12 protein-coding genes are annotated in these 15,638 nt (G+C 50.3%); 9 read left to right on the forward strand and 3 right to left on the reverse strand.

Features of this window, described 5'->3' with window-relative positions:
- Positions 1-48 precede the first annotated feature (48 nt).
- From BQ7364_RS01585 to BQ7364_RS01625, 9 genes are all read left to right on the forward strand, one after another.
- The gene (locus tag BQ7364_RS01585) at positions 49-1,980 is read left to right on the forward strand and encodes a BglG family transcription antiterminator (protein ID WP_072683079.1); all 1,932 of its coding nucleotides are present in this window, start codon (positions 49-51) and stop codon (positions 1,978-1,980) included.
- Positions 1,981-2,055: 75 nt separating this feature from the next.
- The gene (locus BQ7364_RS01590) at positions 2,056-2,514 is read left to right on the forward strand and encodes a hypothetical protein (protein ID WP_139248532.1); all 459 of its coding nucleotides are present in this window, start codon (positions 2,056-2,058) and stop codon (positions 2,512-2,514) included.
- Positions 2,515-2,699: 185 nt separating this feature from the next.
- Complete coding sequence (locus tag BQ7364_RS01595; protein WP_072683081.1) at positions 2,700-3,095, forward strand: BlaI/MecI/CopY family transcriptional regulator; 396 nt, start codon at positions 2,700-2,702, stop codon at positions 3,093-3,095.
- 151 nt (positions 3,096-3,246) lie between these two features.
- Positions 3,247-4,308: a HipA domain-containing protein gene (locus BQ7364_RS01600; protein ID WP_072683082.1), complete on the forward strand. Its 1,062-nt coding sequence runs from the start codon at positions 3,247-3,249 to the stop codon at positions 4,306-4,308.
- Between the two features lie 190 nt (positions 4,309-4,498).
- Positions 4,499-7,525 carry an AAA domain-containing protein gene (locus tag BQ7364_RS01605; RefSeq protein WP_072683083.1) on the forward strand — a complete coding sequence of 1,009 codons (3,027 nt, stop codon included), beginning with the start codon at positions 4,499-4,501 and terminating at the stop codon, positions 7,523-7,525.
- 54 nt (positions 7,526-7,579) lie between these two features.
- Positions 7,580-8,902 (forward strand): hypothetical protein, encoded by a 1,323-nt coding sequence (locus BQ7364_RS01610; RefSeq protein ID WP_072683084.1) that lies wholly within the window; start codon positions 7,580-7,582, stop codon positions 8,900-8,902.
- Between the two features lie 51 nt (positions 8,903-8,953).
- Positions 8,954-10,285 (forward strand): MFS transporter, encoded by a 1,332-nt coding sequence (locus tag BQ7364_RS01615; RefSeq protein ID WP_083538356.1) that lies wholly within the window; start codon positions 8,954-8,956, stop codon positions 10,283-10,285.
- Between the two features lie 64 nt (positions 10,286-10,349).
- On the forward strand, positions 10,350-10,799 hold the full coding sequence (locus BQ7364_RS01620; protein WP_072683086.1) for a hypothetical protein: 450 nt from the start codon (positions 10,350-10,352) through the stop codon (positions 10,797-10,799).
- A gap of 111 nt (positions 10,800-10,910) precedes the next feature.
- Positions 10,911-12,320: an ATP-binding protein gene (locus BQ7364_RS01625; RefSeq protein ID WP_072683087.1), complete on the forward strand. Its 1,410-nt coding sequence runs from the start codon at positions 10,911-10,913 to the stop codon at positions 12,318-12,320.
- A 255-nt stretch (positions 12,321-12,575) separates the two neighbouring features.
- Here the strand turns inward: BQ7364_RS01625 and BQ7364_RS01630 are convergent, their stop codons facing one another.
- From BQ7364_RS01630 to BQ7364_RS01640, 3 genes are all read right to left on the reverse strand, one after another.
- Positions 12,576-13,217 carry a CatA-like O-acetyltransferase gene (locus tag BQ7364_RS01630; protein ID WP_072683088.1) on the reverse strand — a complete coding sequence of 214 codons (642 nt, stop codon included), beginning with the start codon at positions 13,215-13,217 and terminating at the stop codon, positions 12,576-12,578.
- A gap of 279 nt (positions 13,218-13,496) precedes the next feature.
- Positions 13,497-14,975 (reverse strand): TrkH family potassium uptake protein, encoded by a 1,479-nt coding sequence (locus tag BQ7364_RS01635; RefSeq protein ID WP_072683089.1) that lies wholly within the window; start codon positions 14,973-14,975, stop codon positions 13,497-13,499.
- Entirely contained in the window at positions 14,972-15,637 is a 666-nt protein-coding gene (locus BQ7364_RS01640) for a potassium channel family protein (protein WP_072683090.1), read from the reverse strand. The genes BQ7364_RS01635 and BQ7364_RS01640 overlap by 4 nt, the downstream gene beginning before the upstream one ends.
- Position 15,638: the final 1 nt, after the last annotated feature.

Below are 15,638 nucleotides of genomic sequence, written 5' to 3' on the forward strand. Positions count from 1 at the left end.
AAGCATTTTGCCTTTGATGAGGATTCTTTGCAGAACAGGAGGAAATCCATGGTCTATCATTTTACTTCCCGCGAAAAGAATATCCTGCATTATCTGTCCATCAGCGATACCTATATTTTAGGCAAGCAGCTGGCGGCTGTCACCGGAGTGAGCGAGCGGACGATCCGCGATGATATCAAACGGATCAATCAGGTTCTGTTTTCCGAGGAACTGGATGATTTTTTTGAACTGGTCAGCACGCATACGAAGGGCTACAAGGTGTGGGTCAAGGATGTGTGCCAGTTCAGGCAGTTTATGAAGGATCTGGATTATGACGTCAACACGATGGAGCGGGAGCTGATCCATTTCCGCGAGCGTGAAATCCGTCTTCTGGCAATGCTGATGAAGGATGTCACGCTTTATAAGCTGTCGCAGATGCTGTATTTCAGTGAATCAACAATCCGCTCGCTGATCAAAAAATCCAACGGCACCTCGCTCAAAAGTCACTACACGATGAACTTCGCCAACGGGAAATTAAAGGTCAACGGCAATGAGATCGCAATCCGCATCGCGGCTTTAAAAACAATCTATGTCAATCCGGAATACAAGGGAATCCCGGACAACATCCGCGGCCAGATCACCAATCCTGAATTTGAGGAAAACGTGTATGAAGCGCTGGAAAGTTTTTTCAAACAGAGCGAAACGCTGAGCGTCCCGTCGCTGCTGTTTCAATACATGTCAAAGTCGCTCTGGATTTCCTACCGGCGCAATCAGTTTAACAAATGCGTGTCGTTTACAGAGGAAGAAAAGCGGATGCTGGAGAGCTACGACGTGGAATTCAGCGCGGCGGAGGCGATCGTTGCCCTGCTGGACCGCCGGTATCATTACGAATTTCTGCGCGACGACAGTTATTTCCTGGCGATGATCTTAATTTCCTTCGGCAGCCGCAGAAACCTGATGATTCAGGAAATGGACAATGAAGCCTATGCGCTCTGCAAGCTGGCGGCCAACGTCATTTTAGAAGATTTTTATGACGGCGGCCGGCTTGAGGACGCAGATGCTCTGATGGAAAATCTGTCGTTGTTTTTCTGGGGTTTTCAGGTCCGCAGTCATTTTGACATCAGCCGGCAGTATATGGGCGTAACCCGCGTGAAGCGCAAGCTGATCACCGCCGCTGAATACAGCCGCAAGCTTTCCCGGCTGCTGGAAGATAAGCTTCATACGAGAATTGCGGATAAGGAAATGGTCTTTCTGACCGTCTGCATCGCGGAAGGGCTGGACCGCGGCCGGCTGAGGAAGAAGCAGCGGGTCTTGGTCACAAGTAAATACGGCCTCTGCGAAGCCCGGCGTTATGCCGAACAGCTTCAAAAACGATATCAGGATTCCCTGGCACAAATTGCTTCCTGCGAGTTATATGAGATTGAAAAAATCTACGATCAGTTTGACGTCATCCTGATCAATGACCGCAAGCTGGCGGCTCGGGACGAAAAACTGGTTTACTATCAGTCGTACAGTACAGTTAATACGATGAAGCCGCAAACGGAATACCGGATTACCCAGATCTGCGGCACTTATTGGTTTTATCATCAGCTCAGTCCTGAATGCTTCATAACGAATCTGGATCTAAAATCGAAGCATGAAGTTTTCCGCTACATCGCCAAGCGGTTTTTGGCGCCGATGCCGGAATTCAGGCATCCGGTCAGTTTACTGACGGATCAGGATAAGCGGCTGACCTGTGAATGCGGCTACCGGGTGGCGCTGGTCGCTGTGATCGAAGCGTCGGCAGTGAATCAAATTCATTTCCTGATTCTGAAAAATGCGATTTCCTGGAACCAGCGGTTTGTGCAGAATATCATCTTTATTCAGGCCGCTGCTTATCCGGATCTGCAGAACTATGAAATGGGTCTGCAGGCGATGCTGATCGACCCGGATAAATGCAGCCTGCTGATCGGCGAGCCCAATTTGAATACGCTGCGGAAAATATTAAATGTAGAGGAATAAAGCATGAAGGGTAGGCGATTGGCTTACTTTCAGACATGAATGATGGCCGTGCAGAACACGGGAATGGAGGAAAAAATGAAAGAATTAACTGCGAATGAGACAGCCGGTATCCGGATCAAAACGAAGCCAAGAACCTCGACAGGACTGTGTGCTTTCTTTGCCTTCGTGATGATCCTTTCCGGGAATGCCGCGCTCATGATTCCCGGTCTGATCTTTGCCCTTACGGCGCTGATCGTCGTCTTCGGCATTCAGGATGAAACCTGCGCCCGAATCGAAGCCGGAGAAATCGTTCTGCTTCCGGAAAAAACACAGGCTGTGACGGCTATTCCGTTCTGCGAGGTGGCGGAGTGGAATACCCGGGATGGAATCCGAATCCGGACTCTGAACGGAGAAACTTATTTTATTGAAACCCGGGACACAATGAAAGCGCATAGAGCGCTGTGCAGGCGCATGCCGGAATTTGAAACGTCTGCAATCCGTCAGCGGCAGCTGCGGGAGCGGAAATCGAAGAAGCCTCGCCGGGCGTCTCAGTAAAATAGAGTACTGTCAAAACGGGGTGAAAGAAAATTGAAGAGTAATGACTGGGCGTAGAATTTATGATAACCAAAAAGGTTGAATCTACAAGCTGAAGGACAAGAACAGAAATAATAGGCTTTGTTTAGTAAAATCTCTTTCAAAAACTACAAAAAATAATATAATTGTAGCTAAAGGAGAGCTGTATGAAAAAAACATCTAATTCTGAGAACTTAATTCTTCAATTATTTTGGAACAACAAATATCAAATCGCTTGTCATGAGATTTATAAAAGGGTGCGTGAAGCGTATCCCAACCACTGGAAAGATAGTTCAGTCGCTGTTTTTCTAATGAGAATGGAAGAAAAAGAGCTAATCAGGAAAGCAGAAATTGATGGAACAAAGTATTGGGTTTCCATCACCCAAGGTCAGTATTCTAAAAATTTACTCAATTCACTCTTAATGAAAAGTGAAAATAAGACCTTTGATGAAATTCTTCTCGGTTTTATCGAAGATCCGGAGAAACACCAGGCGGCTCTTGATGAAATTGATGCAGTTATAAGAAAATATGAAGCGATGGAACAAGCTGATTTTTCTGCTTAAAATGCTTTAAGAAGCATGAAGCTCTTTTCTGGATTTAAGCTTAGTCGTTTAGAAAATGTTGAATCAGCGCAGAATTGATAGAAAAGCAGGCAGGCATTGCCAAACTTTTTGGGATCGCTTAAAATAGAATAAACAAAAAGGAGGACAGCTCATGAATCAAATCAATGGGTTGCTGATGAGCGGAGATCTGCCGGTCGCTCTCATCGAGAAGAATCAGCTTAAAATACTCCGCAGCGATTGCCTTCCTTATTATTTCCGCAGAAACGGCGATCTATTGACATGGATCCAAAGTCGGGCGATTGACGGGGATCGCGTACATTCCCGTCTTCTTAAAAAAGCGCTTCAGCTGCAGAGGAAGGATGAGTTATCCACAACCATGGCAGTTAGAGCTGCGTGTATTACAGATAACTATTGGATCAAATTAGACACCGACACCTTGACGTATGAGGATATCCGCTTTAAAACCGATACCTATTCCGATCTTGCCTTAGCGGGAGATTTGGAGGTGTTTTCCCAAAGATTAGATCCGCGATCCTCGCACACTCCGGAGTTGACCAATATCGGCAGCTTTGAAAAAGGCTGGAAGCTTGTTGACGGAGTCTGGTGGTTAAGCAAGCAAGGCAGTCCTGAACAACTTTTCAGCGAATTCTTCTGTGCTCAGCTCGGACGCTTTTTAGGCATGGACATGGCGGTCTACCGATTAAAAGAAGACTATATCATGTCGGAGGATTTTACGAAACAGGAAATGAATTTTGAACCAGCGGCCGCGCTGATTGGTGATCAAACGGAAGATTACACATTGAATTATCAAACGCTGAAGAATCTGAATCCAGATTGCGGCAGGCAATATTTAGATCTTTTGTATCTGGACGCAATCGTTAGAAATCCCGATCGCCATGAGATGAATTACGGTATTTTACGATCCCGGACGACCGGTAAGGTTCTGGGAATGGCGCCGAACTTTGATAATAATCTTTCTTTAATCGCGATGGGATACCCCAGAAATTTAGATCGATCCCAGGATCGGCTGATCGACGCCTTCAGAGAATTTCTTATCCAAAATCAGATTGAGTACAACCCGCCGCAATTTACGGAATCGGTCTTACGGGACATCATGGAGTCCATCCCTATTTCCGTGAACGCCTCTGAAATCATAACGTTCCTGATGAACGGACAAGCGGCGTTCGTTCAAGCCTGTGGGAATAAGTACTGAGTGCAAAGCGGATCCAGGCGGTTCTGTTCTTTGATTTGGACGGAACACGTTCAAGCTTATGGAAGTTATTGATAATTCTCTTTCAATTCTGGATGTTGAAAAGCGGACTGCCCTGGGGTACCCTTTGTACGGTCTGCTTTTCTATTTGAAAACGGCTGTGGTATAATCAACTTAAGGAGCAAGTCAATCTATGAATTCCAAGGCCCTGGAGTGTTCAAAATCGATACAGAGCGGAAAATGGCTGCAGATCGAGTATGACAACACGAGCGATCAGAAGCGGACATTTTTTTGGATTGCGATCGAAGACATCGAAGTCCCGAGCCGAAAAATGAAAGTGAAAATGTTCAACCCGGAGAAGTCAATGGACGTTCTGGACGGAACGGTCTATTTTGATAAAATTCTGTCGGCGCGGGTCATCGAAAGTACAATCTTTCCGCTGCAGGAAGCCCTGATGGATAAAATCCGCACGCATTACAATGACTTTGACTTTCTGGAATATACCGGCATCAATGAGCGGGTGCTCGGCTATTACCGGCAATGCTACCTGCTGGATCAGGACACCTCCGTTCACAGCTATACGCTGGTCGATGGTCTGGATCCTGATATTTTAAAGAAGAACGCGATGCCGCTGGGGCTGGAACAATTTGATCAGATGGTGCGCCGGCTGCAGAACGAGCTGCGCCTGCAGCGGCGAAAACAAGCTCCGGCCTGGCTGAAGCTGGCGATCAACGTACTGGCCCTGCAGCGGCGGGATGGGATGATTCCAATCGTTTACCGCGATCTTTTGCTCGATCTGGTTCACCGCCGGCTGATCGTCTCGCCGGATCTTGGCTTCAACATCAAAGTCAGCGACGACCAGGAGCAGCCGCGGTTTTTACTGCAGCGCTATCTCGACTGCTCAGCCGGGGAATTCATCGACCGCTATCCGACTCAGGCTGCGATGATGAGCGAACAGATTGCGGTGAACTGCGGACGAGGCGAAACTGTGGATGAACGGCCGTATTTGTTTGAACTCAAGCGCCGGATGAACATTAACATTGAAACAGAATACAATGAAATTCAGAACCAGATGCAGAATCAGACGCTCTGTGCTCCGCTGAAAGCCTTCTTTGGCATGCCGGAAAAAGTCCGCCGGCGGAAGACGCCGATTCTGACGCTGGGGTCGCAGGTCAACATCAATCAGTTCCGGGCGATTTATAACGCCATGAATCAAAACGTTGTGTATGTCCAGGGACCGCCGGGGACCGGGAAAAGCGCGACGATCGTCAACGTGCTGCTTTCCTGCTTTCTCAATAACCAGACCGCCCTGGTCGTTTCCAATAACAACGAAGCGATCGACAATCTGGACCGCAAGCTGAACTCCCTGCAAAGCGGAGACCGGCGAATACGCTTTCCAATCCTGCGCTTGGGCTCCAATCAGCGGATTGAGGAGGCGCTGGTGCAGATCAAGCTGTTTTTAGATCAAGCTCAGGCCTGTCCGCCGACGCGGGAAGAACGGGAAGAACTGAAGGTATTGACGAAGAAACTGGGCGGCAGCCGCAAGCAGATGAATCAGCTGCTGGATCAGATTGAAACCCGGCTGGAGCTGGATGAACAGATCGAATCGCTGGAAGGGGTATTAAACCAGCTGCGGTTTAGCAGCCGGCAGGAACCAAGCGCCCAGATGACTGCGATGGCGATTGAAAGCCAGCTTGCCGGACTGCGCCGTCAGCGCCAGTCACTGGAAGGCGTAAGTGAAGATGAAATCCAGGCAGTTCAGGATCCCCGCGAGGTTCTGCGGTATCTTGATCTGAAATCGCGGGCTGTGCTGCAGCGCCTGTTGAACAAACGCAATGAATCATTGCGATCCATCGTCCGGATTGACAACCCGGAAGACCGTTTTCTTGAGTTCCGGGCGCTGATTCAGAGGCGTGAAGGGTTGGAACAGGTGCTGGATTGTTTTCCATTTCTGATTTCCACCAATGTGTCCTGCAGCAAGCTGGCCACCGCGGAACCCATTTTTGATCTCATGATCATGGATGAAGCCGGGCAGTGCAGCAATCCGCTTTCCTTATTGCCGATGGCCCGGTGCCGCCGGGCACTGTTTGTCGGCGATCCGAGCCAGCTGCAGCCGGTCATCACGCTGCCCGCTTCCCGCAATACCCGGCTGGTCTGGGATTACGATATTCCCCAGGCTTATGATTATAAGATGAACTCGATTCTCAGCACGATGCTGAAAATCGACACGATCTCAAAATTTATTCTGTTAAAACATCATTACCGCTGCGCAGATCCGATCATCGCCTTCTCCAATCAGAAATATTACGGTGGGGAGCTGGTGCTGTGCGGCCCGCCAGCTTCACCGGATGCGCTGACGCTGATCGACGTGCATTCCTCGGCGCAGAAGCAGAAAAACGTGGCGATGGAAGAAGTCGCGGAGATCGTCCGCCAGATTCGCGATCATCCCCAGAAGAATGTCGCGGTGATCACGCCGTTTCGCCGTCAGGCACAGATGATCCGGCGGGTTCTGTCTGAACAGGACCTCGATTTCGTTAAGGTTGGAACAATCCACACCTTCCAGGGCGACGAGAAGGACACGGTGATTCTCAGCTGCGCGATGACAGAATCGACGACGCAGGGCACGTTTGACTGGGTGAAAAACAATCAGGAGCTGATCAACGTCGGCGTCACCCGCGCTCAGCAGCATTTCACGATGATCGCCGACCGGGCCCAGATCGCCCGCCTCTCCCAGGGGAAAACCAACGATCTGCTGGAACTGATGCAATATGTCGGAAAGCAGGGGCAAACTCAAATCAGCGCCCGGGAAAGTCAGCTGTTTCAGTCGAAGGTCAAAAACTTTAAGTATTTCAACACCGCCGCGGAAGATGAGTTTTTGAAAACACTGCTGCACATCAAATCGGTATTCGGCCAGATTTTAGTCGAACAGAAGGTGAAGATCACTGACGTTCTGGAATTGGATCCCGGAGATCGCAAGTTGTTTATGTATGGAAATCAGGCTCATTTTGATTTTGTGATCTACGACTTGAGCCACCGGCCGTTATTGGCGGTGGAGGTCGGCGGCACGGAGCATTTCAACGATGCCAAGGTCCGCAGCCGGGATCAGAAAAAGCGCCAGATCTGCGAGGCGCATCAACTCCGGCTGATCACGATCCGCAACGACTATGTGCGCCGCTATTCGTTTATCAAGGAATCCATTCTGGAAGCTTTGGGTGAGTAGCATGAACGAAGTGGCTGGTCAGAGCCTTAAGAAGCCGACAGAGGAGGGCTGTGTATGCAGGAAGAAACAAAACGCGTAGCCGGGGTGTTGATCGGCATTCACCGCCGTCAGCGCTTAATGGAAGATCCGGCCGGCGGCTGGACGCAGGATCAATTTATCCTCGATGAGACGGGAGAAGCGATTTGTTCGCGGATGACGTTATATAAATTGGAACAGGGCCAGGGAATTCAGGATGAAGAACGGCTGGAGCTGCTGCTTCGAAAACTGGGCGAAACGCCGTTAAAACAACCCGAACAGGTTGATTTGCGTAAAGAACGAATCCAGCGGCTGAAGCAGGCTTACGAACAGTTCGATCAGAAAGCGCTCGGTGAGCTGCTTACGGATATCGAAGCCTTGCCGCTGACAACGCAGGTGATCACGATGGAGCTGCAGCTATGCCTGTCCTTGATCATCGAACATCTTGCCTTTCCGGATACGCAGCCGCACAAACCGTTGTATATCCGCTACCGTGAATTTGATGCGAAGCTGAAAAATCAGATTTCCATGTACCTTGATCTGGCTCAAGTGCTGGATGAGGATTTATATGTCATGATGATCGTCTTATTCTGGCAGATCAACATCAATCAATGGACGGATCGGAAACTGTCCGAAACCTTACTGGAACGGCTGGAGCAGTGTGAGCCGCACGACGGGATCTGGCTGCACCGCAAGGGCACCTTCCTATCCGCGCTGAACCGCAAGGCGGAAGCCCTGGATTGCTTCAATCAGGTGTTAAGCGGCTTGTATCCATTATCGGATTCCGTGCGTACCCTCACAGAGGTTATGCGTTTTCGGATCTGGAAGCAATTTGATCAGGACGACGCATTCCGCAGGAGCGGATCATTCGAACAAACGCTGGCAGCGCTGCCCAAGGAGCTGACAAGTCAGGGCTGGATGGAGCTGGGGCTGTGCCTGTGCGAAGGCGGCGCAAAGAGGGGGACGGAGCGGATCGACCGGGCGTTAGCCCAGGCGCCATATCTGGCGTTGTACTATCTGCCGCATTTATTTCGCTGTCCTCTGGATCCGGCGCGGATTTTGAAACTGGCGCAGGTCTATCTTGACCGCTGGACGACGCCCGGAACCCTGGCCGTTTACCGGTATTATGAAGCGAAGCAGACTGGGGAAGCGCCGGGCTTGCTGCAGCAGCGAATATTGAAAGAGATTCTGCCGGAGATTGAAGACACGGTCTACCGTCCGCAGGAGTTGATTCCGCTGCTCCATGACGAACTGCTGACGCTGGTGCAGCAGAGCGGCAGCTACAAAGGACTGGCAAATTTTGAGCGGATTACAAAACGGCGGAAACCGGCGCTGATCCGCGAAATTTGGATCAATGGATAAAGGCAGGACTTGCGGGTCCTGTTTTTGTTATAGTAAATCCGGGTGATCAAGATGAGAAAGAAAGAAATGAAAGCAGAAATGCCGCAGGCATTGACGGATGAAGCCGCAAAGAAAGTGGAAGAAGGACAGGGGGAGGAACCAAGGCAGGAGAACGAAAAGCCGCTGCTGCGCAACCGCAGCTATCTGCTTTTGCTTCAGGGCAACCTGTTTTCCGGCTTTGGCGATGTGCTGTTCAGCATAGCGGCCGGGATCTGGGTTTACAAACAGACGGGATCGACGATGATGATGAGCGTTATGAGTTCCATCAGCATGGCGGTTTCGGTGCTGATCACGCCGTTTTTGGGACCGATCGTCGACCGGCGAAGCAAGAAAAGGATGATGGTGCTGATGGACTTTATCCGTGGAGTGACGCTGGTGCTGGCCGGACTTTGGTTTTGGGGACGAGCGTTGTCAGTGCCGGTGCTGATTTTGTGCGCGGCGGCGATGGCGCTGTGCAACGCGCTGTTTAATCCAGCCGCAACGGCCGCGTTTACGCTTGTCGTTTCACGCAGCCAGTTCATGAAGGCACAGTCGTGGAACACAGGATTGTTCATGGTTATCAACCTGACTGGCAAGGGAATATGCAGCCTGTTGGCGCTGATGTGTGGGCCGGCAACTTTGTTGATCGTCAACGGCGTGCTGTATTGGGCTTCGTCGTTGTCGGAATGCTTCATCACGCTGCGGCCGACCGAAGTCCCGGTCTCAGCGTCAAGTTCCTTTTTCAACGATTTTAAAGAGGGCTTACAGATCACGTTTGGCAATCCGTCCCTGCGCGATCTGCTGCTTCTGCTTTTAGCCTGGAACGTACTGGTATCGGGCTTATCCTCGGTGACGCTGCCGTTTTTGCAGCAGAAGGGACTGGCCGATGAATTTTACAGTTTATATCTGACCTTCGGCAGCGTCGGCGCGGTAGCCGGAACGTTTATTCCCGGAATGCTGCCCAAACCGCTGCGCGATAAGCTGTGCAGCTTACTGCCGATGATCATCGGCACAATCGCCTCGTTCATCACCGCCTTGAGCCGCAATCCGGCGTTAGTATGCGTTTCGTATCTGATTGCCAATCTGTTCAATTCGATTGGCAACATCATCGTTTCCTCGGCGATGATTCTGGGCTGCGAGGAACAGATGCGCGGCCGGTTAGTCGCGCTGGAAACGTCGATCATGACGGCAGGCCGGCTGATCTCGACGCTGGCATTCGGTTTCTTTGGCGAAAGCCTGGCTCTGGGCCTGCTTTCAGCGATCGGTCAGGGAATTTGTCTGATCCTCTACCTGCCGTTTGTCAGAAACCGCCGTCTGAATCGTTTCCTGAAGGAAGGCGTCAGCGCGGAATCCGAGGCGAGTTGAGTAAAAAAGTCCGCAGCGTTCGCGGACAGGGTATAATAGAAGAATAAAAATAAAGGAGTCAAGCATGGAAAAAAATCCCCCTCTATCAAAAATTTATGAAGCGCTGAGCGCGGTGGCGGATCAGCGGATTGACATGCGGGCCGACCGCGCTTATGTTCTCTCCTCGGATCAGGCCAAACGGTACACGGTCAAGTTTTTGGAAAACGGCTATTCCAGCAACGACAACGCGACACTGTGGCAGCACTATCCAGGATATCCCATTCTGGCCGTGATGATGATGCAAGGTCAGCTGAAGATTCATGAAGAACGTTTGTCCTGGTTTCGGGCAGTGAACTGGAAACAGCTGAACACAAAGTATAAAAATCAATATGACAAAGCGATCGCGGAATTTCTTGAACCGTTTTCGGAAGCGATCCGCAGTCAGATTGAGGATGAAGTGGAATGCGTGTTTCATCAGCTGGAATCCATGGAACTGACGATCAAAGGCAACCGCGAGCCGAGGAACCCGCAGTAAACGCCTACCTTTCTTATCAACAAAATTACTCAGATACGATTTGCCAAATCATACTTGACTAAATTTATCATTTACTTTATAGTGAATTAAAAGGATAAGGAGGAGAACCGGATGTTTATTGGCAGAACTCGTGAACTCGCTGCTTTAGATCGGCTTTATCAATCGGATCGTTTTGAATTTGCCGTGATTTACGGCCGCCGCCGGGTAGGCAAAACGACGTTGATCAATCAGTTTATCAACGATAAAAAAGCCATTTATTTTATGGGTGTGGAAAGCAATGCTAAACAGAATTTAGAGAATTTCAGCCGCAGTATTTTGGAAATGGAAACAGGGTTCAAGGCTGAGACGACGTTTCTTTCCTTTCAGGCAGCTTTAGAAATGGTCTTTCAACTTGCCGAACATCAGCGGTTGGTTTTGGTCATTGATGAATACCCGTATGTAGCCCGAGCTTCTGCCAGCTTAGCTTCCACGCTCCAGCTTCTGATCGATCAATATAAAGAAACGTCTAAACTTATGCTTATCTTGTGCGGATCCTCGATGTCTTATATGGAAGATCATGTTTTGGCATACAAGGCTCCGCTTTATGGCCGGAGAACAGCTCAAATGAAGATCCTGCCGTTTGATTTTGAAGAAGTCTGCCGCTGTTTCCCCGGCTACTCTGCTGAAGAACAAGCGCTTGTTTACGGAGCGGTGGGCGGGACGCCTCAGTATCTGCTTCAGATTGACGATCGGCTCAGCGTCGCTGAAAATATTAAGAATACATTCTTAGATCCGACGTCCGCCTTATTTGAGGAGCCGGAAAATCTTCTGAAACAAGAAGTTCGTGAACCTGCCCTTTACAATGCGATCATTTCAGCAATCGCTAACGGGGCTTCCCGTTTGTCGGAGATTTCTTCAAAGGTTGGCGAAAATACGAATGTCTGTGCCGCCTATCTGAAGAATCTGTTAGGATTGGGATGGGTTCAAAAGGAAATACCGTATGGTGATCAGGCTTCCCGAAAGGCCGTCTATGTGATCAGCGACAATCTTTTCCGGTTCTGGTACCGGTTTGTTCCACAGAACAGCTCAATTATTTCCCGCGGAGCGAAAGAACTGGCTTTTAAGCGGATCGAGCCCTATTTATCAGAATACATGGGAAATGTTTTTGAACAGATCTGTATGCAATATCTTTGGAAATTGCTTCTGGCAGGCAGATCACCTGTGTTTTTTTCAGAGCTGGGTCGTTGGTGGGGAACGGATCCCCGCGAAAAAAAACAGACGGAAATTGACATTATGGGCGTTCAGGATAAAACGACGGCCTTGTTCGGTGAATGCAAATGGACGAATGAAAAGGTCGATCAAGGCGTGTTAAAAACATTAGTCAGCCGCAGCCAGCTGTTTTCTTACACAGAAGTTCACTTATTTTTATTTGCGAAGACCGGTTTTACGCAAGGCTGCCGCGAGATGGCGGAAACGCTGGACCATGTCAGTTTGATTTCGTTCACTGAAATGATGGAATTGTTTCGCGAACCTCAAGTGTGAAAAAGAAACGATGAAGAGTGCCGTCTTTTGTCAGCGTGAATTTTCTGGTTTCAATTTCTTTTGGCAGAAGCTCACGGTGACACAGAGTAAAGGACTGGAAAATCTTTGAATCACTCAGGGCAGCGATGTTGATCAACAATCGTGATTGGATCTGTCTTTGAAGCCGTCCCTGCGGGGCGGCTTCCGGCGCTTAAGTTTGGACTGGCGGCTGGTTGACAAGAAACGCCGGTTTCTTCGAGGCGTGACCGATCAGCGTCACAGAGCGGCGCACAGCTGGGCTAAGGCCTGATCCAGCGCCTGATAAAACAGCCCAAGATGGCGGCCGTCGACTAAGGCATGATGGCATAACACGGATACTGGCAGAACCAGCCGGTTATCCCGCGTTGAGAACTTGCCCCAGGTGATCCGGGGATTGCTGTCAGCGGGGATCGGCACCGGCTGAATCAATGCGGAATATGAAATCCAGGGCAGCGTGGAAATGTAGAAAAAATCCAGCGTGTCTTCCTCGTTTTCCGCAATCGATCCGCCTTGCTTTGCCGCCTCCTGCATCTTTTGCGCATAAGGCAAAAAGTCGGGGAAAGGCAGCGAATAATCCAGCGTGCAGTAACAATATGTCCCATCTTCCAGCGCGACGGTATGAGAAGTCCGGCAGCGATCAAACTGAATGATTTGCCCCTTGAGAATCCGCTGGCGGAATTCCGGAACGGCATTTGCGGCCTGGGCGGCGCAATAACAGAAGGAAAGGAAGAACGGCAGGCGCTGTTCTTTTATTTTGGCGTGGAACTTTGTGATATCGACGTCAGCGGTCACGCCGACATAGGGATAAGCCAACTGACTGAAGTATTCAAAATGGCTCTTTCGCTTGTAGGTCTCCAGATCTAAAATTTGATAATTCATGATTTTCTCCTTTGCGCTGACGCAGTTTGAAATGAAAGCGGGCATGAATTGAAAAGCCGTAAACGCAGATTCCAACCCTTACGGATTCTAATCCACAATTTACGGCTGTGAGTCGAAACGCTCAACCTGATTATGCGCTGCTATAACTTGTTTTCATTATAGAACAGACCTGGTTGATTCTCAAGATAAAGAAGCAGGTTCAAGAGGAAAGAAAGCGGAGAAACTGTCTTTCCACTTCTTCTCAAGGCCGGCGTCTTTCGCTTTCACAAAGCAAAACCGCTATTGGAAAACCGCGTTTTTTAAGCGAAGGAACCCCGCGTGGATCCCTGAGAGCAGAATGAAGATCTCCAACCGCCCTAAAAGCATTCCCGCCATTTCCACGATCAAGGCCAAAGCAGGCGTCGCCGGTCCGGTGATGCCGATTGACAACCCGACAGTCCCCAATGCGGAAGAAAAATCGAACATCGCTTCGATCAACGAACAATTCGCCGTCAGCATCAACAAGAACGTTCCAATCAGATAAATCAGAAAATAACAGAAAACAAAATTTGCGGTATCTGCTAACAACTTTTGATCAATGGCTACCCGTCCCTGCGGCCGCTTAAAAAACATACAGGAAACGGCGCCCGCCGGCGCGTTTCTGCGGCGCAAACTTTCACCCAGCCCCCGCAGCATCAGATAGACCCGCGTCAGTTTCAGACCCCCGGCCGTCGAACCAATTCCGCCGCCGATCAACATCATGACGATCAGTACGAACACCGCGGCCTGCGGCCACTGCGTATAACCGACTGTGGAAAAACCGGAAGTTGACAACGCGGAAACCACCTCGAAGAAAGCGATCCGGAAACTGCCGGGCAGATCGGCGTAAGCCGCAAAGAACAACACCAGCGCCGTCAGAGGAATTGCCATCGCCAGCACCAGTCCCATAAACCGGACTTCGCTGACGGCCATAAACTTACGCGCCTGTCTGCGCACCAGCAGCAACAACGCCGCAAAGTTCGTCGTTCCGATCACCATCAGTACGATCGTGATGAATTCGATCAGCGGACTTTGATAGTAGCCGATGCTTTCCACGCGGGTGGAGAATCCGCCGGTGGATAAGGCGCACATCGCATGGATCAGACTGTCGAAGAAATTCATGCCCGCCAGGACATAGGCCGCGACGCCCAGCGCCAGGAAGGTTGTGTACATCAACACGATCAAACGCACTGTCCGGCCCAGATTCGGGGTGAGCTGATCGGAATGTCCCTCAGCCTGAAACAGGTTCATGCTTTGTTTATTCTGGATGAACAACGTCATCACCATGACGAAGCCCAGACCGCCGCAATATTGCATAAAGCCCCGGTGAAACAGAAATATCGGTGAAACCTGCGTCACATCCAGCACGGATAAACCGGTCGTCGTCCAGCCGCTGACCGATTCGAACAAGCTTTGAATCCAGTTTAACCGGCCGGCTAAAACAAAGGGCAGCGCCCCGATGAAAATTCCGTACAGCCAGGCGAACAAGACGAAGAATCCCCCTTTTTGAATCAGCTGCGGACGTGGTTCCTCCTGATCCTGCACCGCCCCTTTCCAACAGCTGAACAACCCCGCCAAAAGCGAAATTCCAGCCGGCAGCGCGAAGGCTTCCAGTTCTTTGGGCAGGGTTGGATAAAAACAGGCCGTCACCATCGGTACGGCGCAAAGCAAGCCGCACAACATCATAAATTTGCCGATAATGCCGCCATGCCGCAGCCGGCTCCATCCTGAATTTTTCATTTGCCCTGCAGCACCCTGACGGAGGCGGCTTCCTGTTTGGCGGCGGCGATCAGAATCAGGACGTCCTGCGCTAATAGCTTCGTATCTCCATGCGGAACCAGCGGCTGATCCTGACGCAGAATCGTCGCGATGATGACGTCGCGGCTGAGCTGAATTTCGCTGAGCGTCTTCCCGATAACGGGAGAGGTAGCCGGCAGCCGCAGTTCGGAAATCCGCAGCTCGCCATCCCCCAGGGGAAGCAGGGTTGTAAATTCATCGAGAAAGGTCTGCTGCTCCACAATGCTGGTAATGGCAGACAACGCACAGACGACAGAATCGATCCCCATCCGGTAGAAAAATTTGATTTTTTCCGGATTGGCCACCAGTGAAACTGTCTTGCGGACGTGGAATTGTTTCTTGCAAAGCTGACAGATCACGAGATTGTCGTCATCCCGCGGCGTCAGCGCAATCGCGATATCTGCATTTTCCGCCTGAGCGTCTTCGAGCACGAAGGGCTTGGAGCCATCGCCGGTCAATACCGTCAAATCGCTCATCTGCGCCAGAACCCGGCAATGCAGGGGATTTTTATTGATCGCCGTGACGTCGTAGCCTTTTTCCAGAAACGACCGCGCCAACGTCTGCGCTTTATGAAAACCGCCGACAATCAGAATTCGTTTCTTCATG

Origin of the sequence: Holdemania sp. Marseille-P2844 (assembly GCF_900120005.1) — a bacterium.
Lineage (GTDB): Bacteria > Bacillota_I > Bacilli_A > Erysipelotrichales > Erysipelotrichaceae > Holdemania.